We start from the raw sequence: 22,224 nt of genomic DNA, 5'->3' as shown, positions 1-22,224 counted from the left end.
CGCGCTATTATACTTCAAGTTCATTCGTCTGAATTAAATAGCGCATAACTTCAATTACAGCTACGTATAAATCTTCTGGAATCGTCTCATCTTCCTCGACTTGATAATATAAAGAACGAGCAAGCGGACGGTTTTCCACCATTGGTATTTCTTGTTCACGGGCAAGCGTTCGTATATATAATGCGAGCTCATCTTCCCCTTTTGCAACGACAATTGGTGCTGCATCAACGTGTTTATTGTAACGAAGTACGACCGAAATATGAGTCGGGTTGTTTACAATAAATGTTGCGCCATCCATCTTCTTCGCAATTGTTCCTTGCAAGATTGCATGCATAAAGTTTTTTCGTTTCCCTTTTACTTGCGGGTCCCCTTCATTATCTTTATGCTCTTGTTTCACTTCTTCTTTTTTCATCTTAATATCTTGCTCGTACTCCCATTTTTGATAAATGAAATCAATAATAGAAAGAACGATTAAAATAATTAAAATTGCTAAGAAAATAAATTTAATTTCCCTAATAATTTCAGTAAGTGATGCAGTCCAGTTAAATCCAATCATACTGACAATTTTCTCTAAATTCTTTTTAAAGAGAACGTAAGCGACGTAACCGATTAATCCCATATAAAATAGTGATTTCAAAATATCTACTAAACTTTTACGACTAAACAGTCTCGTAAAATAGTTTTTCGGATTAATACGTGACGCTTTCGGTTTAATGACTTTAGAAGAAAATAGGAAGCCGACTTGAATCATATAATTGAATAAATGAAAAGCGTATACGAGTATTAATATCGGAGCCGATACTTTCAGTAATAAAATCCCCATTAAATAAAAATACTCGGTTGAATCTGTATTTTTTCCAATTTGATCAAACAGCACCGCTACGGAATTTGCAATCTCATACCCTAGCCAATCTCCGAAGAAATAAACGACAACTGCTAATACGAGAATGGAAAATAAATTATTTAAATCTTTACTCCGGGCAATATTCCCTTCTTCACGCGATTTTTTACGCTTCTGCGGGGTGGCCTTTTCTGTTTTATTATCCTTTGCCATGCGCGTCCCCCTACTTCGTTAAGAAAAAGTTAAATAGTTTCGTATACTCTTCAAGTAATACATCCGTCATATTTTTAAACACATAGCCGAGCATCGGTACACTCATCGCAATAAACAAAATACCGCACGTAATTTTAATTACGTATGCATTCATAAAAACGTTTAATTGCGGAGCGTTTTTTGCAATTAAAATTAGAACAAAGTTAATGATGAATAAACTTCCCATAAGCGGAAGAGCAATTTCAACCGCTGATGTGATCGCAAATAATAGCGTTGCGAGTAGACTATCTAAGAAACTAGTCGTCAACAATTTTGAAATCGCCTCTGTATATTGAAACGACTTTAAAATCGTGGCAACGAAATAATTAATGCCGCCAAGTGAAATAAAAATAATGAGAAAAAATATATCAAAAATGGTTGATAGTAAAGTAGACTGTGAGCCCGCATTTACATCAAACAAACTTGCTTGTGATAAACCGATATCAAAGTCTAAAATATGCCCGGCCATTTTCGGAATGTTCCACAGCATTTCTACAATTTTTGAAAGTGATAATCCAATTACAATTTGCGTTCCTGCATAAGCTGCAACGTCCCAAACTGTCTTGATGTGAGAGACATCCACTTGATCAGCCACTGTAATTGAAAGAGCAAGTCCAACTATAACCTTCGCCATTGCTGGAATGGATCGTCCTGAGAAAAACGGTAAAAAATATAAAAATGAAGTAATGCGGCAAAACGCAAAAAACGTTGCCGCCCATAATTCCATATTCATTTCAGTTCACCTATCTTAGTACGAACGCAATAGCGATGGGATTTTATCAAATAAATCTAAAATAAGTGTCGTTAACTCTTGGAACATCCACGGACCTAAAATGATAATAACGAGGACAATACTCGCCATTTTCGGTAAAAACGTCAGCGTTTGCTCTTGAATTTGCATCATCGCCATAATGACAGCGATGATAATAACGACAATCATACTTACGCCGGCAACCGGCATTAAAATCATAACCCCTTTATAAAAAAAGGTTTGAAAAATATCTATAATTGGTGACGTATTCATTTATATGACTCCTATCACATAGCATCAAACGCTTCAGGCGACCGTTTTAAACATAATGTCGACGATTTTTGTATATCCACCTAAATATACGAAAACGAGTATTTTAAACGGTAAACTTAAAATCATCGGCGGTACCATCATCATCCCGAGGTACATTAAAAGTGTACTAATAATCAAATCTATAAATACAAACGCTAAATAAATGAACATCCCTGTTAGTAAACCTTTTTGAATTTGCGTTAACGTAAAGGATGGTACGAGCGTAAATAGTGAAAGATCTTTCAAATCTTTCGGCAACTCTTCTCCGCGTACTTTCAGCATCATTTTCAAATCATGCTTATACGTATGCTTTGACATATATTCTTTCATAATAGGAGCTGTCGTTTCCGCAGCTTGGCTTACTGTTATTTTCTCTTTCGTCATCGGATCCCACACATCGCTCTTCAGTTGCCCGAGTACAGGCTGCATCGTAAAGAGTGATAAAAATAATGCAAGTCCAACAAGCACTTGGTTTGGTGGTAAATTCATTACCCCAAGTCCTTGACGTGTAATCCCTAGAACGATCATAAAATAAGTAAAATGTGTAAATAATAGAACGATAGAAGAAGATAATGATAAAAGGGTAACGAGCGCAAATAGTTGTACACTTGAATTACTCGTAAACTCTTTCCCATTTTCGAAATTAATAAAACCGTTCGGGGCTGCATACGCTGGATTTACAAAAATAATTGAAAAAACGATAGAAAATAAGAAAATAACGGCTAATAATGATAACTGTTTCTTTATTCTCATGATGGATCCTCTACTTTTTTCGTTTCACTCTTCACCGCGTCTTCTAGTGCTTGTTGAAACTGATTTCCTGTTCCGGTTAATTGCACAGACTGCACACCGTTATTACTAATAACAGTGAACACTTGCTTTCCGTCCACTTCAAATAAAAAGGCACTCGTTTGATGATTTAAATAAACGCCGTCTTTTACTTGTATATGGCCATTTTCACCCTGCTTAAAAAACTGCTGTTTGCGCGTCTTTTTCGTCATATAATATGCACCGTAGCCGAGCGCACCAAACAGTAAAACGACTTGAAATAAGGTCGTCATATACGACATATGACTCCTCCTCTACTCTTTATCTTGCATTTGACTTTGCGCTTTCATAAGCGCCGCTTGTTTTTTATCAGCTTCAATTTCAGAAATGATAATACCGAATTTCTCGTCCATTACGATTGCTTCACCGATGCCGACTTTCATATTACTTAAATACACATCTACTTTATGTCCTAAGTTTTTCTCTACTTCAAGAACATCGCCAACTTTTAACTGCTTTACATCACCAAGCGTAATAGATGACTTTCCAAGCTTTACACCAAGTTCAATCGAAATATCTGAAACAGTATCGATATGTGCTTTGCCTGCTTCATTTCGCTTTCCTGCAAAATCTTCTAATCCCATTAATGACACGGGAGATACTTCATGCTTCATATGGATCCTCCTACTCTACAAAACTTTTAAATAGGAGCGCCTTACGCGTTCCATCTTTTCCAATAAAACAATTAAATTTATGCTTTCCATCTACATAACCAAGTAATTCATCCGAAACTTTCGTATGAAGCGGAATAATATCGCCTTCTTCAATTTGTTCAATCTCACTCATTGTCATTTTCTGCTCACCAATTGCAACGTGAACAGGTTTGTACACTTGATTTACTTTCATTTCCACTTCAGACGTATACTTTTTACGCTTGTCTGAAGAATGTTCGACAATATTTTCAGACGTTAACTTATCCATAATTTCTTCAACAGATAAGAATGGAATTCCGATACGCACCGTCGTATTCCAAAAATCTGTTTTCATATTTACGTTAAGTAATGAAATGATATCGCTCGCTGTCGTAATCTTTAATGCATTCGGATCTGTTTCCGTCGTTACAAATTTCGGTTCAATCGCAACAACACTTTCAAATGATTGCTCTAAATTTTTACAAAGAAGCAAGAATATATTATCAAGCGTTAAAAACTCAAACGCTGTTAACGGTCTGCGCATCGTAAAGTTACGCTTACTATCTCCGCCAAGCCAACATTCATGAATATAAATAACGAATGCTAAATCAATCTCAATAACAATTTCTCCAAGCTCTGGTAAACCGAGATCAATTACGCAATATAAATAATAATCTTTCGGCATTTTCTCCACATATTCACTCGTAAATGGAACTTGCTCAACTGTTGAAGGTTCTAGTTCAATTGGAATACGCATACGCGCTGATAACGTCTGTGACGTCTGCTTTCCAAACGTAGAAGCAATCGCTTGCAAACTACGTAAATGCTCAACACCGAACTTCTCTGGTCTATTAAAATCATACTCTTGAAATTTCTCTTGCTTTCCTGCTTCTTGTGCGAAAGCTGGCATTTCCTCGCCTTCATTTACCGCCTTCAGCAGGGCATCAATTTGCTCTTGGCTTAATTTTTCGCCACTCATGACAATCCCCTTCCCTACCTTTTCAATTCAACGATTTCAACGTACATCTTTCCATTCTTCGTCAAAATCTTTCCGGTTCCAATCTCTTCATTCTCAAGCATAAGACGCACCGTATTTTTCGTTGAATTTTCAAGACGATACAATGTACCTTTCGTAATATGAAGCAGATCTTCAATTTTCTTTTTCGTATTTCCGATTTCAAAATAAATTGTTAACGGAATATCATCTTGTAATTTCAAATCTAGCCAACTCCCATATCATGTTCACGAAAATTTCATGTTCTCTCTATATATGAAACTTCTTATTTTGAAACGTCGATATTTAATATTTTTTTAATATATCCTTGCGTTTCTTTAAATGGCGGTACGCCTCCGTACTTTCTCACATTACCAGGACCAGCATTATAAGAAGCAAGCGCCAGTACTAAGTCGCCGTTATTTTTCTTTAAATAACCGCTTAACTCTTTCACGCCACCTTCAATACTTTCAGCTGGTGAAAAGGGATTCTTCACGCCCATCTCCTTCACATTCGCTGGCATAAGCTGCATAAGACCCATCGCACCGGCATGTGACACCGTTTTCGGATTAAAATTAGACTCTACTTCAATCATTTTTTGAATTAACGTTTTTGGAATTCCATATGTACGACTTACTCGATCAATAATATCCTCATACTTCCCTTCATTGGAAGAACGTATTTTTTGAATATTATACTTCTTCGTTAATTCCCACGTATCAGCGGCCTCATTTTTCGTTTCTGGGAAACGTCGTTCAAACTCTTTTTGCGCAACTTGCACTTCATCTGCTTTCTTCGTTTCAGCCTTTTCTTCAAGCTTACTCGCTTCCTCTACTTTATTAATAGTTTCTGCCGGTTTATTAACAACCGCTTCTATTTTCGTAGATTGTACCGGCTTACTCATATCCTCTACTTTTGCCGGCTGCGTAGTAGCCTTCGTCTCCTTCGCAGGTTCACTCTGCAACTTCTCTTGAAAACGACTACTAACAAATGCTTGTGGACTACTTAGCTTTTGCTGAATTTGCCCTTTCTTATATGCAAGCACTTCTTTTACTATATTTCCAACTATCATAATATCACCTTTTCGGTAAACAAAGATAATCTAATATTAGAGTTTTTTTTTAAAGTTTGCAATAATCCTTTTAATAATTATGTAATAAAAAAATGAATATATTGTTAAACTGTTATTTTTTTATATTTATTAATTCGAATTTTTAGTTGACACCCGTTGTGGCAAGGATTACAATAAATCTCGAAATTGATTTTTTCGCATATTACCGTTTTTCAATTTGCAGAAAAGTCAATATAAAAAAATGGGGGTTTCTTAACATGAGAATTAATACAAACATTAACAGCATGCGTACTCAAGAGTACATGCGCCAAAACCAAGCTAAAATGAGCAACGCTATGGACCGTTTATCAAGCGGTAAACGTATCAACAACGCTTCTGACGATGCAGCAGGTCTTGCAATCGCAACTCGTATGCGTGCACGTGAAAACGGTTTAGGAGTAGCTGCTAACAACACACAAGACGGTATGTCTTTAATTCGTACAGCTGACTCAGCTTTACAATCTGTATCTAATATCTTACTTCGTATGCGTGATCTTGCGAACCAATCTGCGAATGGTACAAACACTGATGAAAACAAAGCTGCAATGGAAAAAGAATTTGGTCAATTAAAAGATCAGATTAAATATATTACTGACAACACACAATTCAATGATAAAAACTTATTGGATGCAGCTTCTGGGACTACAAAATCTATTGCAATCCAAACACTTGATTCAGACCAAGCTTCAACACAAATCGAAATCAAAATTGCTGGAAGTAGTCTTGCAGCTCTAGGATTAGACAAAGTACAAATCGGTCAAGAAACAGTAGCTCAAAAAGATTTAGATGTACTAACAAAAGCGATGGGTAGACTTGCAGCACCAGATGCTGATGCAACTACTAGAGATTTAGATGTTCAAGTAGCTAAAGATGCTTTTGACAAAGTTAAAGGTTTTATTGCAGACCCTGCTCAAGCGAAAGCAGTAGAAAGAGCTTTTGAAGATTATACTGCAGCTGAAGCTGGCAAAGAAGAAGATACAGCTAAAGCTATTGATGCTGCATATAAAAAAGTTACAGGACTAACTGCAGGTACTACTGGTACAGTAGACGCACATAATGCCGTTAATAAAATTGATGCAGCCCTAAAAACTGTTGCTGACAACCGTGCAACTCTAGGTGCTACATTAAACCGTCTTGACTTTAACGTAAACAACCTTAAGAGCCAATCTGCTAGTATGGCTTCAGCTGCTTCTCAAATCGAAGACGCTGACATGGCGAAAGAAATGTCTGAAATGACTAAGTTCAAAATCTTGAACGAAGCTGGTATTAGCATGCTTTCTCAAGCTAACCAAACTCCACAAATGGTTTCTAAATTATTACAATAATCCATTTGAGTTAGTTTCCTGAATAAACCTCTCTGCTTGCGGAGAGGTTTATTTTTTCTATATAGATAGATTATTTATAAAACTTTCTTTTTTATGTGGAAGAGAGTATCTGCGGTACATAGAAGCGGTTAGTGCTTATCTTGATCCCCTCTTATGCTAAAACACAAATAGCAAATAAGCATAAGCCTTTTTATCTTTTCATAATCGTTTATTAGCTTTAAAACACTAACTATATCAATCTATAAGGAGTGTCTATTATGCGTATTGGTACGAATGTTTTAAATATGAATGCTAGGCAGTCGTTGTATGAGAATGAGAAGCATATGAATGTGGCGATGGAGCATTTGGTGACTGGTAAGAAGTTAAACCATGCTTCTGATAATCCCGCTAATGTTGCAATTGTGACTCGAATGCATGCGAGAGCAAGTGGTATGCGCGTGGCGATTCGTAATAATGAAGATGCGATATCGATGCTTCGCACGGCAGAAGCTGCCCTTCAAACTGTGACGAATATTTTACAGCGTATGCGTGATTTAGCCGTTCAATCCTCAAACGGTACAAATTCAAATAAAAACCGTGATTCACTCAGTAAAGAGTTTCAGTCTTTAACAGAACAAATTGGCTATATTGGCGAGACGACTGAGTTTAATGATTTATCTGTATTTGACGGTCAAAACCGCCTTATTACATTAGACGATATCGGTCATACAGTAAATATGACGAAACATATTCCCCCTTCCCCTACACAACATGACATCAAGATTTCAACAGAACAAGAAGCAAGAGCAGCGATTCTTAAAATTGAAGATGCTTTGCAAAGTGTGTCACTTCATCGTGCCGACCTTGGTGCTATGATAAATCGTTTACAATTTAATATTGAAAATTTAAATAGCCAAAGTATGGCGTTAACAGATGCTGCATCTCGAATTGAAGATGCAGACATGGCGCAGGAGATGAGTGATTTTTTAAAGTTCAAATTATTGACTGAAGCTGCACTTAGTATGGTTTCACAAGCAAACCAAATTCCGCAAATGGTCTCTAAACTACTACGATCATAAAAATCAATCTTCCATCTTTGGAACGATTCCATACAAAACAAAAGGGAAATACATATAAACTATGTATCTCCCTTTTATTTTGTACCCAAATTTTATTACTGTGTTACGGTCATAACTTGTCCGCTACGATCAACCATTAGTTTTATTTTTCCGTCTTGTGCATTATATAGCCCGAGTTTATGTAATTCCATTTTACAATCTTGTACGAAAGTTGGTAATTTACGAATTTGATCAATATCAGAACTTGTAATGAAATGAATTAAAAGCTGTGTCATACCTTTAATATCTTGTACAAGCTCTTCTTTCTCTCCTTTTAGCCTTTCATTTTCTAGTTGTAACGACTGCATTTCACCTTCTAGACTACGTGTATTCTTTGCTTCTCTAGAACGCCCTGCTGCCATGCTAGAAAGCTTATAAATACCTTCCATAAACTGATGTAGTTCTTCTTCTTTCCTTTCACTACATTGATTAATTGTTTCAAAGTTATCAACGATACCAGATATAACTGTTACAAGATTTTTTTCATCCTCTTTATGCTGGATTTCTTCTTTTAATTCGTACTCGTTTTCTTGTTTTCTTGCAACGATTGTCTCTTTTACTGGTATATATTTTCGCTTTCGTCCTGGTTTTTGTTTTTCAATATTTTCAAACGGTATTTCACGTTTTTTCAATTTATAATACGTATTTTGCAATTGACTTTCTGTTTTTGGAAAAAGATTTAGTTCATTTTTACTTACGTATTTTGAAATATTTAAAATGTTTAAACCGTGACGTTGACAAAATTGATACACTTCATACAGTAGCTCTAGTTCAGATTTTAGCCATGTAATTGCTGATTTTTCATATGCTCGCATCCCGCCATTTTTTTCTATATCTATTTGAAATAATACCATTCTATTATGTAAATCAACTAACTCTTCATACTTTACTTGGAATTCTTTTTCTATTTTTTTAAATTCCACCTCTAGTTGCATATCGTTCATTTTATTATTTGACATGTTTTGCAAAAGACCTAATACATTAATTGCTGTGTGGTGATACATAATCTGTGCCACTCCCCCTCATCCTTTCACAATTCTCATCTGACTCCCATGTCTTTTAAGAAAATAGCAATTTTTACATATCCATATTATAACAGTTCAAAATTATCTGTCAAATAATAAACATACAAAAATGTATAGAAAGTATAAAAATTTGGAAAATGTTTTTTTATTAATATGCAAAATTGCATATTAATTACATTTAATTATATTATATGGTATTTTGAATGTTTTTCCACCGAAAAAATTTGCGTTACCACGAAATATTACTAAAATAACAATCGAAAATACGTTTGCTTATATTTTTAAATCAAAAATCTCTAAATAAAGATTATTCACACATACAGCGACAAACACCCAAGGAACCTTTCATTTTTCTACCAATTTAAAGTATATAATACTAAAAAGGAACTAGCCAATGCTACATATGGCTAATCCCTTCCTCTCTCTAACAGAATAGAGTTATAAACCCAGTCTTCAAATCCTCAATCGAAGTGTCACTTCTTCTTACCTAAAACTACTTCATACCTCTGAACTCACATCGCATGAGACTCTATTAAGCACTGAAAACTTCCTTACATAAGTAGTTCCTCTATTCCTACTAAATAGAAAAATGTTATACACCAGCTCTTCTACTTACCTATAACCACTCCATATGTCTGGTCTCAACATCGCATAGGGCTCTATTAAGCACTGACCCACTCAACATTTGGCTAGAGCTTCTATTCCAGCTAAATAGAAACTTTTAAAGTACTAACTTATCAACTAAACCAATTAGCTCTTGAATATCTGGCTTACTTACTTGAGCATTTGCTCCTACAGCTTCACCTTTATGGAATAATTCATTTGTAATTAATGAAGAGAAAATAATGACTGGTAAACGATTCATTACTTCACTATCCTTAACCACTTTCGTTAAATGATGTCCATCCATTTTTGGCATTTCAATATCCGTAATTAGCAAGTGAATATGCTCAAACATTTTTTCACCTTGCTCTTTCGCTAATTTTTCAATTTGCGCTAACGCTTCTGCACCATTGCTGAAGAAGTTCATTTTCGTATATCCAGCTGATGATAATGTTTCTTCTAATATTTGGCGAAGCATTGCTGAATCTTCTGCAATATAAATTACTTTTTCAGCTCGATCTGTTTTTTGTTCTAACCCTGCAATTGATTTATTGTCATAACCAGTGCCGCTAATTTCACATACAATTTTTTCATAATCTAATAGTAAGATGATTTTGCCATCTAGTTTTACAATACCAGATGTCGTTTCTTCTAGTCCCATAGATAATGAAGCTGGTTCATCAATTTGTTCCCACGAAATACGTTGAATACGATGTACTTCATCCACGCGGAAAATAACTTTCATTTGGTTTAATTCTGAGATGATAAATTTCGTTTGATCAAGTGGCTTTGTTGACTTTAAATTAAGAGCCATTGCCAAGTTAATAACAGGTAAAATTTCACCACGTACTTGAACAACACCTTCAACTGCATGATGAGATTCTGGCACAGTTGTAACAGGGAATGGATTAATGATTTCACGTACTTTCATAACATTAATACTAAATAGGTTTTCACCAACAGTATACGTAACAATCTCTAATTCATTTGTTCCGCTTTCTAATAAAATACTTTGTGCTTGTGACATAAAGGTGTCGCTCCCCTTCCATTAATTCCGTATATCTAATTATTAAGCTTTATAAAAGAGAAAAAGTCAACTACCTATATAAAAAATATAGATAGTCGAACGATTCATTTTATAAAAAAACAATTAATCTTGTATAAACGAAGCAAGTGCCTCTAATAAAACTTCTTGTGCACCTACAATTTCCGTCGGCATTGCTTCCCATTTTTTCGAAAGCTCTGTCTCTACTCTTATTCTCAGTTCAGAATTCATTTCTGCTAGCACATATTCTTTCGTTGCTATATCAACATCAAGTAGCGCGAGTGCATATAATTCCGGGTCATTTATTCTTTCGAATAATCGTTTTAATACTACCGGTGCTATATGTTTTAATTTTTCAATATGAATTTCCTTATCCGAAAATAGTAACTCATATTGAATAAACGTAACATTTTCTTTAATCACTTTAAAATAACAATTATTTTTTTTATCATTCACAAAATAACCGTTTGGATCTGCGATAATACTCTCTACTTTACGAATTAAATCTGGCAAACTATTCGCCGCCATTACAGTTCGCTGCTCAACCTCACTCGGCGAAATGAATGTAACGCGATACTTATTTTGCGCCATCCTCCTCACCTCTCCTTTTATAGAAATTCAGTCTAATTGTATATACAACTACCTTAAATTAACTTAAAACTATTTTATATTACCACTTCTTACACTACCACACTACTCTAGTAACGCTACATATCTCTGGTCTTACACATCGGTCGGGACTCTATTAGGCACTAACCGCTCCAAAACATCGCCAGGTCCTCTCTCAAAACCTAAAAAGTGCTTTTAAGAACCTTTCAATAACTCTATGTTATTAAACCAAAACGCTATCTGCTGATCCGTAATATTTGGCAACATAACAAAAAACTCACGACACTTCATCTCATCCTTAAACAGTTGATACTTCCAAACGGTATCGCTACCAACACTTATGAAATAAAACTCATGGATACGGCCAATGATTGCTTGTTTTTCGCCAAATGAATACGGTGGCACTTGCTTAATTTCAAATTGATCTGGTAAATATACATGCTCTTCTCGTTCTATTTTTAATACTTGCTCGGCAAGTTCACGTTTATTTTCGAAAAAAGGCAATTGTAAAATTCGCTCTTGTCTTGTCATACGAATAAAAAACCCTTTCTACTCCATTACATTTTTTCCATGCGATATATTATCGAATTAAGTTTACAACTTCATTTAATACTTCATCTGAAACTTTAATTACTTTCGCATTTCCTTGGAATCCGCGTTGGTATAACATTAAGTCTACGAATTCTACAGATAAATCTACGTTAGCACCTTCTTGTGCACCCCCGCGTACTTTACCTGCACCGTTTTGACCAGATGTACCAAGAGCTAAAATACCTGTTGTATTCGTTGCTGTATAGTTACCATTACCTGTTTTCATTAGTCCGCCTTCGTTCGGGAACATCGCAACAGCTAATTGGCCTGCAGATTTCATACTTCCATCAGAATATTTTACCATCACATATCCACCGTCAGCAATTAAGCAATCTTTAACCGTCGCTGCTGCTCTACCATCTACGTCTGTTACTGATAATGTTTTATCTGTTGGATGATTTGTTAAATGGCTTAAGTCTAATTTTATAGAACCGCCATCAAATGGAATATTGGCTCCTTGCTCTTTCGGATTTGGATTTCCAACAGCATCAAATGTCATATTACCACCTGCACCTGGAACATCTTTAAACTCTGTTTCTTTTTTCGAGTCATTGCGCATTTGTACTTTATATGTATAGTTATGTTCACTCGTTTGTTTAAACTCTACACGCATTGTCCATGTATTCCCCGCATTATCATATACAGGTAAATCTTGTGTAATTTGTTTTTCACCAGTTGAAATATTCCCTTTAATTGTCCCTTTCGATGTTCGAATACCACCAATTGCTGTTCCCATTGGAATTTGCAACGGTCCTGGAATTCCAGATAAATCAACTTCACCAGTTGCCTCATTTGCAGGGTAGGCAAATACGTATTGACCTTCAGTATTCGTAATATAGTAATCTGAAGATATCCCAAACGTACCTTTACGAGTAAATTCCATATTTCCGCCTTTTGAATCACCTACAACGAAGAAACCATTACCTTCCATTGCTGCTTGTGTTTTGCCACCTGTTAACGTAATTGTACCATCACTATAATCCGTAACCGTACCACTCATTTTCACACCGTTACCAATACTTTTCGGATTCGTTCCTGCGTATTTACCGTCACCTTTTGCACCAATCGAATTGTTATATAGTAAATCATCAAACATTGCTTTTTGTTTTTTATAACCTACTGTTTGTGCATTGGCAATATTATTTGAAGTTACACTTAATGCATTTTGTGTTGCATTCATCCCTGTAATACTTGTATATAACGCTTTAATCATAACGTATGGACACTCCTTATGAATTTGTAGTTTTTACTTCTTCAGTTACTTTTTGATCGTCTTTCTTTGCGTCTTCTGGGTTCGTTTCCCCAATCGGTTTATCAGACACTCTCTCAACGAAACGAAGAGAGACAACTTTATTATTAATAACGAGCTGTACATCGTTATTTTCCGCAAGACGAACCGTTTCTACTTGACCGGTTACTTTGTTTCCGTCACCGTCAACACCTCTTACGTATTTCCCTAAAAACTTCATTCCACCATCAAGTGCTGTTGAATACATCGTTGATTGCAGCTTATCTACTGCTTTCGTCATATTCTGTACTTGTTCCATAAGAGATAACTGCGCTGTCTGATTCATCATTTGATTCATATCCATCGCATTAAATGGATCTTGATGTTGGAAACTTGATAAAAACAATTTTAAGAAATCATCTTTCCCCATTACCCCAGGAGTCTTTTGTGCTCCTGCTGAAACTCCATTACTTTGTTGCACTGGCGATTGTACACCATTAACAGGTACATTACTTTTTTGCGCTCCTGTTTGTAACGGAATATGATTTGTACTCGTTGTATTTAATCCAACTGTTGGCACGCTTTATTCCTCCAATAATCCCGCAAATTCTGTTGATTGTTGTTTTTCATGATTTGTATTTGCTAATTTCTGTTTTTGCCTTTGCTCTTGTTCTCGCTGTTCTTTACGATTTTCATCTTTATCTGAATAGCTAATTTGAATATTGATTTCTTTTTCTTTTAACTTTAATCTCAATTCATCAAAAATGATTTCAACACGTTTTTTCGCATCGTGTTTTTCCATTTCTACGTGAACGTCAATTTGATCTCCGTGTTTTTTCATAAACACTGTTAATGTACCAAGTTTTTCTGGATTTAACTGGAATAAAACACGTTCTTGTTTCACTACAAATTTTTGCAACGCTTCTACTTGCGCTTCCATTTTCTTTCCTAAGTCAGGTAATGAAACTTTCTCAGCACCACTATTTGATTTCCCTACTTGTTCGGTACTCGTCGTTTTATTTAATAATTCTGCACCTGCAGAGCTCGAATCGTTTAATGCATCAACCTCAGGCAACTCTACCTTTGTATCATCGCTCTCAAGTTTCGGAAGATCTACGTCTTTAAACTCTTCTTGTTCCTTTGCAATATTACAAGTTTCTGTTTCTACAACCTTCAATGCTTGCATCGTTTGCTCTGGCATCTTCATTTTGTCTAATACCATTTGCATTGTATCTTCTAAACATATGGCATTTTTGATATTCATATTTGAAAGAAGTTCTTGTAATTGTTGTAATTCAGCTGCAGGTAATTCATTAAGTTTAATATTGCCATATTCTTTATATAGCTCTTGTATTTTTTGTATGTATTGATATAACAATTCCGGCTGCACATGTAATTGCTCAATTGCAACCATTTGCTCAGATACAGCTAATAACAACTGTTCTGTCTCTTTTTTTTCTTCTTTCTTTACAATAGGTTCTTCTTCCGTTACCGATTTTTTAGAAAGAATATAATCTTTTCTCTCTTCTTTTGGTGCTTCTTCTCGTTTCATTTTCTCCGTTTGCGGCTGTTTTTTATTTTCCATTCTCATCGTACGATCGAATGAAGAATCTTCATTTTTTGATTGTACTTCTAGCCCTTTTTCTTTTTGCGGAGGTAAACTTTGTTGCACCGGTAATACAGACTGTATCACTACATTCACCTCATCCATTCATACACATTTTCAAATCCAGAAGCATTTTTTCTTCCAGCTTTTCTTGTGCTTTCGCAAGCTTTTTGCAATCTTCTTGATACATCTCATCAATGACACGTTCTTTTTCTTTTACTTGCTCTAAAAGGCTTTCATTTTTTTGAATAAAACCTTCCGTTTTTTTAATTTTTCGATTCCATTCTTCTATTCTTTCAGGTGAAAACGTATGTGAAGAAAGCATGCCAGCCATAATACGTTGCCCAGTTTGTACGACTTTACTACGCGATTTCACAACATATAAATCATATTCTTTTTTTTGTTCTATTTTTCTTTTTTCAGCTGTTAATTCATACACTTCTTTTAAAATATGTTCTTTTTCTTGGTTTATTTGCAATTTTATTGTGTCGTACTGCTGTTTATCCACCTGTTTTCATAGCCCCTTTCTATTATAACGTTCTCTTTTTCTATTATATAGTTTTTTTCCAAAAAAATCTGTGAAATATTAAAAAACAAAAAAATAAGACCTCTTATGCAGAGGCCTTATACTATATGCTGTATCGCTTCAACGATATCATCAAATTGGAAACTATCCGATCGACCTTGCTTTAAAAATGTATTTATGCCTTCTACTTTATTTTTACATTCAAAAATATAAGCATTTTCTTCATTTTGTTGAATCGTTCCTAGCTTAAAATACAATTCATTTTCTTTATAAATTGATAAAATCTTTCTCATTTCATTTGCAAGTTGCCAATGATGTGGCGAAACAATTTCTTCCATAATCCTACTTACTGAATCTAATACTGAAATTGCAGGATAATGACTAAGCGTTGCAAGCTCACGCTTTAATACGATATGTCCATCTAAAATACCACGTGCTAAATCTGGTACAGGACCATTTAAATCGTCCCCATCAACAAGTACCGTATAAATACCTGTTATAGATCCCTTTTGTGTTTTCCCAGACCGCTCTAACAACTTCTTCATATAACTTTCCATTAACAGTGTTTTACCACCAATCGGTAACTCTTTAACAGCAATATCAACACTTCTTCGTGCATCGGCAAAACGAGTAACAGAGTCCATCATAAGTAATACGTTATTGCCTTGATCACGGAAGTATTCAGCAATAGACGTTGCGAGTTTCGCTGCACGAAGTTGCATAAGGTGACTTTCATCTGACGTCGCTACAACAACGACGCTTTTTCGCATCCCTTCCTCGCCTAACTCTTTTCGAATAAAGTCTTTTACTTCCCGGCCACGTTCTCCTACTAAACTAATAACGTTTATATCAGCTTTTGCATTTTTTGCTATCATTCCAAGTAAAGTTGATTTACCAACACCTGACCCAGCAAAAATACCAATCTTTTGACCGATACCAATTGTTAGCATAGAATCAATTGATTTTATTCCTGTTTCAAATACATCGGTAATCTCTTCACGTTCAAATGCATGTATAGGCGGTGCATCTAGTTTTATTTTCTGTAATGGAATGTTTTCAGCTTCTTCATTTAACACTTCACCATTTGCACTTAACACTTTTCCGAGCAAGTGATTACCACGTGGTACAACAACATCTTCTGAAACTAATGTCACTGAATCTCCATAACATACTTTTTCTGTCTGTTCAAATGGAAGTAGCATATTATTTTCTTTTTCAATGGCAATCACTTCACATAAGACGTTATGTTCTCCAACAAAGCAAACATCTCCAATCTTCGCTTTCGGCCCTTTTGCTACGAAAAACTGTTCTTGTACACTATGAACTTTTCCTACTTTCGTATACAGCGGTGTTTCAATGAATTTATTCCATTTTTCGTTCTCATTCATTAACAGGCGGCTCATACATTTTGCTCCTCAAATAACTTCTCTTCTTTCCATTTTTGACGAAGTTTCGCAAATATAGGTGCAAATTTAAATTCAAAGAACTCTTTCTCTTCTTCCAGAACAAATTCACCAAACTGCAGGGAGAAATCATATTTCCATTCTACTAATTGTAGTAACCAATATTCTTTCGTATTCTCCTTCTCTTCTTGAATACGTTCAAACGTTTCTGGATGTACGGTAATGATTAATTTTTCAAACGAAGTTGGCAATGTTTGCACGATGCCAGTTAAAATAGGTAACACATCAAGCAATCGTGAATCTACCGCTTGATTCACGATTTTTTCTGCTAAATGAAATGATTGATCCCATAATAACTCTGTCCATTCATACGCTGTTTCTTGTTGTTCTTTTTGAAACTGCACACGCGCTGCTTCCATCTGTTCCATTTGCTCATGAATATGCATTTGAAATTGTTCTTTATCTTGTAATAACTGCTGACGCTCTCGTTCTAGCATTTGCTGCTCTTGCCTTAGCTGATTCATTTCCATATGTAATGATTCTTGCTGGGCGCGAATCTCTGCATGATCAGCTTGTAATTCTTCCTCTTCTATTTGAACTGAAGCTGGTTTTGGAAATTGTAATTCATACGTTTCTTCAGAAAAAGAAACAGAATTCTTCGGAATTCTGTTTTTAAATAAGGACATCCTCTTCACCTCTTTGAACGATAATTCTTCCTTCTTTCTCTAGCTTTTTCACTGTACCAGTGATCGTTTGCTGCGCTTTTTCAGCATCCGTCATCTTAAGTGGTCCTAAGCCATCTAATTCTTCTAGAATCATCTCTTTACGGTTTGAAGACATACATGTAAATAATTTCTCTTTAATTTCTTCTTTTGCAATTTTAAGTGCTTTCGCAAGAACACCGTTATCTGTAATTTCTTCTAATACACGGCGAAGCGCAAGATCTTCAAGACCAAGTAAGTCTTCAAAGACAAACATATTTTCTTTAATTTTCTCAGATAACTCATAATCGACTTCATCCAGCTTTTGAAAGACTGTTTTTTCAACACCTCGTGAAACGTTATTTAAAATGTTTACGATTGTTTTCAAGCCATCAGTTTTATTAATTGCACTAAATGCCATATTATTTAATTTCGTTTTTAACAACTCACCAATTTGATTAATTAATTCACCATCAACTTGTTCTAGTTTCGCTATACCCATTACCGTTTCAACGCGCTTATGATCTGGCAATCTCTCAATTAATTGAGACGCAAGTTGCGGTTTAATATAAGAAGCGATAATTGCAATTGTTTGTGGTGACTCATCATTAAGCACTGTAAGAAGTGGCTCTAAATCTGTAAGTGAATTTAAGAACTCAAACGGATTATCTTTGTTATACCAAAGATCTTCCAATAATTTTTCCAGTTCGTCTTCTGGCATGTTTTTAAATATGCGACGAATGTATTCTTTATCTGGAGTGACTAAGTTCAATTCTTTTACATTTAGTTCATATAAGAACTCTCCTAGTACATTTTCTAACGTTTCTGGTTTGTATACACGAAACTTTGCGATTTCACGAAGTAATACTTCTTTTTCCTCAGCTGTCATATATTCAATGACTTTTGCTGCCACCCCTTCTTCTAATGTACGAATAAGGATGGCAGCTTTTTCTTTGGAGGAGATTTCATCTAACATCGTTGTTCCTCCCTTACTGTCCGTTTAACCATTTTTTAATTACTTTTGCAGTACCTTCTACATGTTCTTTCGTAGCATCCTGCACTTGTTCATCTAACGTAGGTTCTTTCGGTTCTTCTGGTTCAGGTTTTGGCTCTGGCACTATTTTTTCTTCAGGAATTTCCAAGATACTTTCATTACTTGCAGCAATTTCCTCTTCTGCTAAGTATTCTTCATATTCCTCTTCTTCTTTCTTTCTCTTACGTCTTGCTAATAAGAACCATACTAGACCACCGATTGCTAATAAGCCAGCTGTAATTCCACCGAATAACCACCAGTTCATACCACTTTTTTCTGGCTCTTTCTCTTTTTCGGCTTTCGGCTGATCGAACTGAACAGTTACAACGTTAACTTGACCATTTATAAAGTTACCGTTCGGATCAGCTTGAAGTCCTGCCGCTGTTCCAATCGCTTCTTTAAAAGTTGTCATATCAATTCTACGTTTTACTAACGTATCATTATCTACCCATACAACAACATTTGTTTTCGTTAATTCTGGGTGTTTCTTAATGGTTTCAACTGTTTTATCTATTTCATAGTTTTCGATTTTGTTACCATTTTTATTATCATAGACAACTTTACCATTTTGATTATTGTTCGTACCGTAATTTGGCACTTCACCGTTAGCTGTAATACCAGCACCTTGCTTCGTATCTGCCCCTTCTTGCGCAGTAGAGCTTTCCTCTTGCTCTTGTTTACTACGAAGTACACCTTTATCACCATACTTTTCTGACTGACGTGTAACTTCATCGTAGTTTACAGATACTTTCGTATTCACTTTATATTCATTCGGTTTAAACATCGTCATTAACGTTGCATCAATATCTTGCTTTAATTTACCTTCAAGTTGGTGCTGCATCTCTACTTCTTTCTCGTAAGAAGAGGAACTACTAGAATGTGCTTCATCTGTACCTTTTGAGATAACACCTTTTTTACTATCAATAACACTTACTTCTTCTGCCTTCACACCAGGAACTGCTGCACTAATCATTTGCTGTATACCTGCAACTTGATCAGCTGTTAACAATTGGCCACGTTTCACTCCAACCGTAATCGCCGCTGTTCCTTTTGCTTTTTCTTCATCAAAAATTGTCTCTTTTTCAGGCAATGTAATTTGAACATTTGCCGTTTCAACTGTCACAAAGTTTCTTACAATATCTTGCTCCAATTGCTTCTTCGTACCGACAATTTGCTTCATTTTTTTATCTTGCTCACTTGAACCGAGAGAGCTTTCTAATAAAATTTCTTCACCGCTTTTCGAATTAAACGGTAAGCCCATCCCATTCATTTCTTTTCGAACCCATGGAGCATCATTCTTTTGCACACGAATCGAACCATCGGCCGCTAATTGATAATCGACACCTAACTTCGATAATTCTGCTGTAATCTCTTGTTTATCTGCATCATTTAAATTTTGATATACAACAACATATTTATCTGGCAAGGTGAAGTATAAAAGTGCTCCTGTTACAATCGCTAAAAGCGCAGCACCGATTACTAACTTATGCCACGTTTTTAACGATTGGATAACATTTTTCATCTTTTCCATTTAAACACACCCGTCCACTTTCCTAAATTTGCATATTAATTAGTGACTTATAATTTTCAATAAGATTATCACGTACGAGAGCAGCTGTTTTCATTTGAGACTCAGCTTTCTTTTGCTGAATTAAAACGTCATGTGTTTCTCCTACCCCTTTAGTTAGTAAATCATATACTGCTGTTTGCGCATTGTTTTGCGTTTGATTCATATCTTCCAATAAATCAATAAACTTTTTCCCCTCAACTACAGATGTTTGAGAAGTTTTCGGTGCACCAATTGACTGAATTGCTCCAAATGGTTGTGTATGTAACATTGGTTGAATTTTCATATTACTATCTTCCCCCTTATCCTCGGCCGATTTCTAAATCTTTATCAAGCATTTTTTTATTCGCATTTAATACACTCGTATTCGCTTCATACATTTTTTGAGCAACCATTACATTCGTCATTTCAGCAGTTACATCAATATTGGGATAACGTACATATCCTTCTTCATTTGCGTGCGGATGCGTCGGATCATACACTAAATTTTCCGTTTTGTCTGCTTCAATACTTTTTATTTTTACTCCGTTAGTAGGAGCCCCATCTAGCATACTTGCAAAACTATTGTTTGATTCTAGCACCACACTACGACGCTCATATAAATCTGCCCCCGGAGCCGCCGTCGTATTTGCATTTACAATATTGTTAGAAGTAACTTCCATCCATTTTCTCGCTGTCGTTAGTCCTGAGCCACTTGCATTAATTGCCTGAAACATCCGTTGTCTCTCCTTCTACTTTTAACGTCCGCGTGCCGCTTGGTTAATTGCATATTGTGTATTAATTGCGTTAATTGAAATACCGTATAACTGATTTGCTTTCATTAAATCTAGCATTTCTGTCGTTACATCCACACTATTTCCGTCTTTATTCGTTTGCATTGATTTTGTTTGAATCTTTGCATATGTATTTTTCGTATTTACTGTCGGCAAGTGCATTTCATTCGTTTGATATAAATCTGGATTACTCTTTAAATCAGCCGCATTATTTTTATATAACGCACTACTTTTATTCATCTGCTCAGCAAATGTTACATCTTGTGCTTTATAGCCAGGTGTATTCGCATTTGCAATATTACTAGAAACCGTATTTCGTTTCGTCACTAAATAATTCATATAATAGCTTACATCATTCACTAAATCTGGCATATTCCACACCCTTCCTTTTCTAACGTAATGATCCACTGATAGAAGTTTCACTTCATTATTTATTTTCTTATATGCATTTATTAAAATATTTACTATTATGTACCCTTACATATTTTATTCCATTTTTCCATTATTGTCTTTAGAAAAATACAAAAATATAAAAAAGAATGCAAAAAACTGTATACACACAGTAATCTATAGAACATTTCAATATATAAACTAAAGTCCATTTTTCTATTATTTAGATTACAATTATTATTTCATCACAGTCATAAAATGAAACCTCAATCAGCGGGTTCTTTATGTAAACGAAGGAATAGACCCCCTTTTAAAAGGGGAACCTGTTTCCAGACGTTATTATTAATATTTACCGTAAAATGAATTAGCCTTCATTCGCCCATCATTTGTCATAATCATTTCTTCCAAAATCTTTTGCTTATCCCGAATATGCTGTGCTGCCTTAATAATGAACGGGCTTACTTCTGCTGCAACTTGTGCACGCGTTTCTTCATCCAATGTCATCATCCAGCGATTTAACATCTCACTCTTCTCAGCAAACTCTCTGTCTGACACTTGCAATTCACCGATTTCATTAAAACAGCTGACAAACGTCCGATAAATATCATTGTTCATTTTCAAGTGCTCCGCGGTAACCGTCTATTAAATCTTGTAACACTTTCACAATTGCATCAATATCTTTCGCTTCACGCGTTACTTTCATCGTTTGAATTTGAATGCTAATCCAATCATATAAACCATAGAGACTATCATATAAATCTTTCGTAATCTCAGGATTTAATTGAAGCTTTAGTTCTTCAAAAATACGTTCTAATTTTTCAAGAAGTGCGTCCCCTTCTTGAAGTTTAAAAGTATGTAAAAGTTCTTCTAAATTACGAAACTCTACAATACATCTTTCATAAATAAAAATTGTATTTTTAATCGGATTACTCGTCATAATATCATTTTGCATATAACGTTGCCATGCTTGCATACGATCAC

28 protein-coding genes are annotated in these 22,224 nt (G+C 35.3%); 2 read left to right on the top strand and 26 right to left on the bottom strand.

The features are described 5' to 3' along the window. Positions 1–7: 7 nt before the first annotated feature. The 9 genes from flhB to MR169_RS13865 all read right to left on the bottom strand — a co-directional run bounded on the left by flhB (position 8) and on the right by MR169_RS13865 (position 5,682). Complete coding sequence (gene flhB / locus MR169_RS13905; protein ID WP_001030111.1) at positions 8–1,054, bottom strand: flagellar type III secretion system protein FlhB; 1,047 nt, start codon at positions 1,052–1,054, stop codon at positions 8–10. Positions 1,055–1,064: 10 nt separating this feature from the next. Then, positions 1,065–1,826 (bottom strand): flagellar biosynthetic protein FliR, encoded by a 762-nt coding sequence (locus MR169_RS13900; RefSeq protein ID WP_097994946.1) that lies wholly within the window; start codon positions 1,824–1,826, stop codon positions 1,065–1,067. A gap of 15 nt (positions 1,827–1,841) precedes the next feature. Further along, on the bottom strand, positions 1,842–2,117 hold the full coding sequence (locus MR169_RS13895; RefSeq protein WP_001098085.1) for a flagellar biosynthetic protein FliQ: 276 nt from the start codon (positions 2,115–2,117) through the stop codon (positions 1,842–1,844). A 33-nt stretch (positions 2,118–2,150) separates the two neighbouring features. Further along, entirely contained in the window at positions 2,151–2,909 is a 759-nt protein-coding gene (locus tag MR169_RS13890; protein WP_242319555.1) for a flagellar type III secretion system pore protein FliP, read from the bottom strand. Beyond that, the gene (locus MR169_RS13885; RefSeq protein WP_000121176.1) at positions 2,906–3,226 is read right to left on the bottom strand and encodes a hypothetical protein; all 321 of its coding nucleotides are present in this window, start codon (positions 3,224–3,226) and stop codon (positions 2,906–2,908) included. Before MR169_RS13885 ends, MR169_RS13890 begins: the two co-directional genes overlap by 4 nt. A 12-nt stretch (positions 3,227–3,238) precedes the next feature. Then, positions 3,239–3,598: a flagellar motor switch protein FliN gene (gene fliN, locus MR169_RS13880; RefSeq protein WP_000680010.1), complete on the bottom strand. Its 360-nt coding sequence runs from the start codon at positions 3,596–3,598 to the stop codon at positions 3,239–3,241. Between the two features lie 10 nt (positions 3,599–3,608). Beyond that, entirely contained in the window at positions 3,609–4,595 is a 987-nt protein-coding gene (gene fliM, locus MR169_RS13875; protein WP_000012356.1) for a flagellar motor switch protein FliM, read from the bottom strand. A gap of 14 nt (positions 4,596–4,609) precedes the next feature. Next, positions 4,610–4,834 (bottom strand): flagellar motor switch protein FliN, encoded by a 225-nt coding sequence (locus MR169_RS13870; RefSeq protein WP_000775712.1) that lies wholly within the window; start codon positions 4,832–4,834, stop codon positions 4,610–4,612. A gap of 62 nt (positions 4,835–4,896) precedes the next feature. Then, positions 4,897–5,682, bottom strand: coding sequence for a lytic transglycosylase domain-containing protein (locus MR169_RS13865; RefSeq protein WP_242319554.1), 786 nt, complete (start codon positions 5,680–5,682; stop codon positions 4,897–4,899). A 257-nt stretch (positions 5,683–5,939) separates the two neighbouring features. Between MR169_RS13865 and MR169_RS13860 the strand changes: the two genes are divergently transcribed. Together MR169_RS13860 and MR169_RS13855 are read left to right on the top strand one after the other, a co-directional pair. Further along, entirely contained in the window at positions 5,940–7,046 is a 1,107-nt protein-coding gene (locus MR169_RS13860) for a flagellin N-terminal helical domain-containing protein (RefSeq protein WP_242319553.1), read from the top strand. Positions 7,047–7,303: 257 nt separating this feature from the next. Further along, complete coding sequence (locus tag MR169_RS13855; RefSeq protein ID WP_242319552.1) at positions 7,304–8,104, top strand: flagellin N-terminal helical domain-containing protein; 801 nt, start codon at positions 7,304–7,306, stop codon at positions 8,102–8,104. A gap of 95 nt (positions 8,105–8,199) precedes the next feature. Here MR169_RS13855 and MR169_RS13850 read toward each other — a convergent pair whose 3' ends face one another. From MR169_RS13850 to MR169_RS13770, 17 genes are all read right to left on the bottom strand, one after another. Next, positions 8,200–9,147 carry a DNA-binding domain-containing protein gene (locus tag MR169_RS13850; RefSeq protein ID WP_242319577.1) on the bottom strand — a complete coding sequence of 316 codons (948 nt, stop codon included), beginning with the start codon at positions 9,145–9,147 and terminating at the stop codon, positions 8,200–8,202. A 742-nt stretch (positions 9,148–9,889) separates the two neighbouring features. Further along, complete coding sequence (locus MR169_RS13845) at positions 9,890–10,798, bottom strand: chemotaxis protein (protein ID WP_000075943.1); 909 nt, start codon at positions 10,796–10,798, stop codon at positions 9,890–9,892. A 123-nt stretch (positions 10,799–10,921) separates the two neighbouring features. Beyond that, a complete protein-coding gene (locus MR169_RS13840; protein ID WP_206904395.1) occupies positions 10,922–11,407 on the bottom strand; it encodes a LysR family transcriptional regulator in 486 nt (161 codons plus the stop codon). Positions 11,408–11,620: 213 nt separating this feature from the next. Continuing rightward, positions 11,621–11,956, bottom strand: a complete 336-nt coding sequence (locus MR169_RS13835) for a DUF3964 family protein (protein ID WP_000198169.1) — start codon at positions 11,954–11,956, stop codon at positions 11,621–11,623. 49 nt (positions 11,957–12,005) lie between these two features. Continuing rightward, positions 12,006–13,229, bottom strand: a complete 1,224-nt coding sequence (locus MR169_RS13830) for a flagellar hook protein FlgE (RefSeq protein WP_242319551.1) — start codon at positions 13,227–13,229, stop codon at positions 12,006–12,008. 16 nt (positions 13,230–13,245) lie between these two features. After that, on the bottom strand, positions 13,246–13,824 hold the full coding sequence (locus tag MR169_RS13825) for a flagellar hook assembly protein FlgD (RefSeq protein WP_001143485.1): 579 nt from the start codon (positions 13,822–13,824) through the stop codon (positions 13,246–13,248). 3 nt (positions 13,825–13,827) lie between these two features. Beyond that, entirely contained in the window at positions 13,828–14,937 is a 1,110-nt protein-coding gene (locus MR169_RS13820) for a flagellar hook-length control protein FliK (protein ID WP_141525911.1), read from the bottom strand. Between the two features lie 10 nt (positions 14,938–14,947). Then, the gene (locus MR169_RS13815; RefSeq protein WP_000360855.1) at positions 14,948–15,358 is read right to left on the bottom strand and encodes a hypothetical protein; all 411 of its coding nucleotides are present in this window, start codon (positions 15,356–15,358) and stop codon (positions 14,948–14,950) included. Between the two features lie 116 nt (positions 15,359–15,474). Then, the gene (fliI, locus tag MR169_RS13810) at positions 15,475–16,779 is read right to left on the bottom strand and encodes a flagellar protein export ATPase FliI (protein ID WP_000088695.1); all 1,305 of its coding nucleotides are present in this window, start codon (positions 16,777–16,779) and stop codon (positions 15,475–15,477) included. Further along, positions 16,776–17,465 carry a FliH/SctL family protein gene (locus MR169_RS13805; RefSeq protein WP_242319550.1) on the bottom strand — a complete coding sequence of 230 codons (690 nt, stop codon included), beginning with the start codon at positions 17,463–17,465 and terminating at the stop codon, positions 16,776–16,778. Before MR169_RS13805 ends, fliI begins: the two co-directional genes overlap by 4 nt. After that, entirely contained in the window at positions 17,452–18,456 is a 1,005-nt protein-coding gene (gene fliG, locus MR169_RS13800) for a flagellar motor switch protein FliG (RefSeq protein ID WP_065224024.1), read from the bottom strand. The genes MR169_RS13805 and fliG overlap by 14 nt, the downstream gene beginning before the upstream one ends. 13 nt (positions 18,457–18,469) lie before the next feature. Continuing rightward, the gene (locus tag MR169_RS13795) at positions 18,470–20,044 is read right to left on the bottom strand and encodes a flagellar M-ring protein FliF C-terminal domain-containing protein (RefSeq protein ID WP_242319549.1); all 1,575 of its coding nucleotides are present in this window, start codon (positions 20,042–20,044) and stop codon (positions 18,470–18,472) included. Between the two features lie 22 nt (positions 20,045–20,066). Continuing rightward, on the bottom strand, positions 20,067–20,366 hold the full coding sequence (gene fliE, locus MR169_RS13790) for a flagellar hook-basal body complex protein FliE (protein ID WP_000701672.1): 300 nt from the start codon (positions 20,364–20,366) through the stop codon (positions 20,067–20,069). 16 nt (positions 20,367–20,382) lie between these two features. After that, positions 20,383–20,796 carry a flagellar basal body rod protein FlgC gene (gene flgC, locus MR169_RS13785; protein ID WP_000484680.1) on the bottom strand — a complete coding sequence of 138 codons (414 nt, stop codon included), beginning with the start codon at positions 20,794–20,796 and terminating at the stop codon, positions 20,383–20,385. A gap of 21 nt (positions 20,797–20,817) precedes the next feature. Then, positions 20,818–21,276 (bottom strand): flagellar basal body rod protein FlgB, encoded by a 459-nt coding sequence (flgB, locus tag MR169_RS13780; RefSeq protein ID WP_481746817.1) that lies wholly within the window; start codon positions 21,274–21,276, stop codon positions 20,818–20,820. A 309-nt stretch (positions 21,277–21,585) separates the two neighbouring features. Beyond that, positions 21,586–21,858: a hypothetical protein gene (locus tag MR169_RS13775; RefSeq protein WP_001058088.1), complete on the bottom strand. Its 273-nt coding sequence runs from the start codon at positions 21,856–21,858 to the stop codon at positions 21,586–21,588. Further along, positions 21,848–22,216, bottom strand: coding sequence for a flagellar export chaperone FliS (locus MR169_RS13770; protein WP_001149516.1), 369 nt, complete (start codon positions 22,214–22,216; stop codon positions 21,848–21,850). Before MR169_RS13770 ends, MR169_RS13775 begins: the two co-directional genes overlap by 11 nt. Positions 22,217–22,224: the final 8 nt, after the last annotated feature.

It is taken from the genome of Bacillus cereus group sp. BfR-BA-01349, assembly GCF_022663795.1.
GTDB lineage: Bacteria > Bacillota > Bacilli > Bacillales > Bacillaceae_G > Bacillus_A > Bacillus_A cereus.
Note: the sequence above shows the minus strand (reverse complement) of the source record. Positions and strands in the feature narration are given on the sequence as shown.

What these genes read in the sequence shown, in the direction of transcription:
- flhB (WP_001030111.1), bottom strand. Translation starts at nt 1,054, where the DNA reads ATGGCAAAGGATAATAAAACAGAAAAGGCCACCCCGCAGAAGCGTAAA.
- MR169_RS13900 (WP_097994946.1), bottom strand. Translation starts at nt 1,826, where the DNA reads ATGAATATGGAATTATGGGCGGCAACGTTTTTTGCGTTTTGCCGCATT.
- MR169_RS13895 (WP_001098085.1), bottom strand. Translation starts at nt 2,117, where the DNA reads ATGAATACGTCACCAATTATAGATATTTTTCAAACCTTTTTTTATAAA.
- MR169_RS13890 (WP_242319555.1), bottom strand. Translation starts at nt 2,909, where the DNA reads ATGAGAATAAAGAAACAGTTATCATTATTAGCCGTTATTTTCTTATTT.
- MR169_RS13885 (WP_000121176.1), bottom strand. Translation starts at nt 3,226, where the DNA reads ATGTCGTATATGACGACCTTATTTCAAGTCGTTTTACTGTTTGGTGCG.
- fliN (WP_000680010.1), bottom strand. Translation starts at nt 3,598, where the DNA reads ATGAAGCATGAAGTATCTCCCGTGTCATTAATGGGATTAGAAGATTTT.
- fliM (WP_000012356.1), bottom strand. Translation starts at nt 4,595, where the DNA reads ATGAGTGGCGAAAAATTAAGCCAAGAGCAAATTGATGCCCTGCTGAAG.
- MR169_RS13865 (WP_242319554.1), bottom strand. Translation starts at nt 5,682, where the DNA reads ATGATAGTTGGAAATATAGTAAAAGAAGTGCTTGCATATAAGAAAGGG.
- MR169_RS13860 (WP_242319553.1), top strand. Translation starts at nt 5,940, where the DNA reads ATGAGAATTAATACAAACATTAACAGCATGCGTACTCAAGAGTACATG.
- MR169_RS13855 (WP_242319552.1), top strand. Translation starts at nt 7,304, where the DNA reads ATGCGTATTGGTACGAATGTTTTAAATATGAATGCTAGGCAGTCGTTG.
- MR169_RS13850 (WP_242319577.1), bottom strand. Translation starts at nt 9,147, where the DNA reads ATGTATCACCACACAGCAATTAATGTATTAGGTCTTTTGCAAAACATG.
- MR169_RS13845 (WP_000075943.1), bottom strand. Translation starts at nt 10,798, where the DNA reads ATGTCACAAGCACAAAGTATTTTATTAGAAAGCGGAACAAATGAATTA.
- MR169_RS13840 (WP_206904395.1), bottom strand. Translation starts at nt 11,407, where the DNA reads ATGGCGCAAAATAAGTATCGCGTTACATTCATTTCGCCGAGTGAGGTT.
- MR169_RS13835 (WP_000198169.1), bottom strand. Translation starts at nt 11,956, where the DNA reads ATGACAAGACAAGAGCGAATTTTACAATTGCCTTTTTTCGAAAATAAA.
- MR169_RS13830 (WP_242319551.1), bottom strand. Translation starts at nt 13,229, where the DNA reads ATGATTAAAGCGTTATATACAAGTATTACAGGGATGAATGCAACACAA.
- fliI (WP_000088695.1), bottom strand. Translation starts at nt 16,779, where the DNA reads ATGAGCCGCCTGTTAATGAATGAGAACGAAAAATGGAATAAATTCATT.
- MR169_RS13805 (WP_242319550.1), bottom strand. Translation starts at nt 17,465, where the DNA reads ATGTCCTTATTTAAAAACAGAATTCCGAAGAATTCTGTTTCTTTTTCT.
- fliG (WP_065224024.1), bottom strand. Translation starts at nt 18,456, where the DNA reads ATGTTAGATGAAATCTCCTCCAAAGAAAAAGCTGCCATCCTTATTCGT.
- MR169_RS13795 (WP_242319549.1), bottom strand. Translation starts at nt 20,044, where the DNA reads ATGGAAAAGATGAAAAATGTTATCCAATCGTTAAAAACGTGGCATAAG.
- fliE (WP_000701672.1), bottom strand. Translation starts at nt 20,366, where the DNA reads ATGAAAATTCAACCAATGTTACATACACAACCATTTGGAGCAATTCAG.
- flgC (WP_000484680.1), bottom strand. Translation starts at nt 20,796, where the DNA reads ATGTTTCAGGCAATTAATGCAAGTGGCTCAGGACTAACGACAGCGAGA.
- MR169_RS13775 (WP_001058088.1), bottom strand. Translation starts at nt 21,858, where the DNA reads ATGAACAATGATATTTATCGGACGTTTGTCAGCTGTTTTAATGAAATC.
- MR169_RS13770 (WP_001149516.1), bottom strand. Translation starts at nt 22,216, where the DNA reads ATGCAAGCATGGCAACGTTATATGCAAAATGATATTATGACGAGTAAT.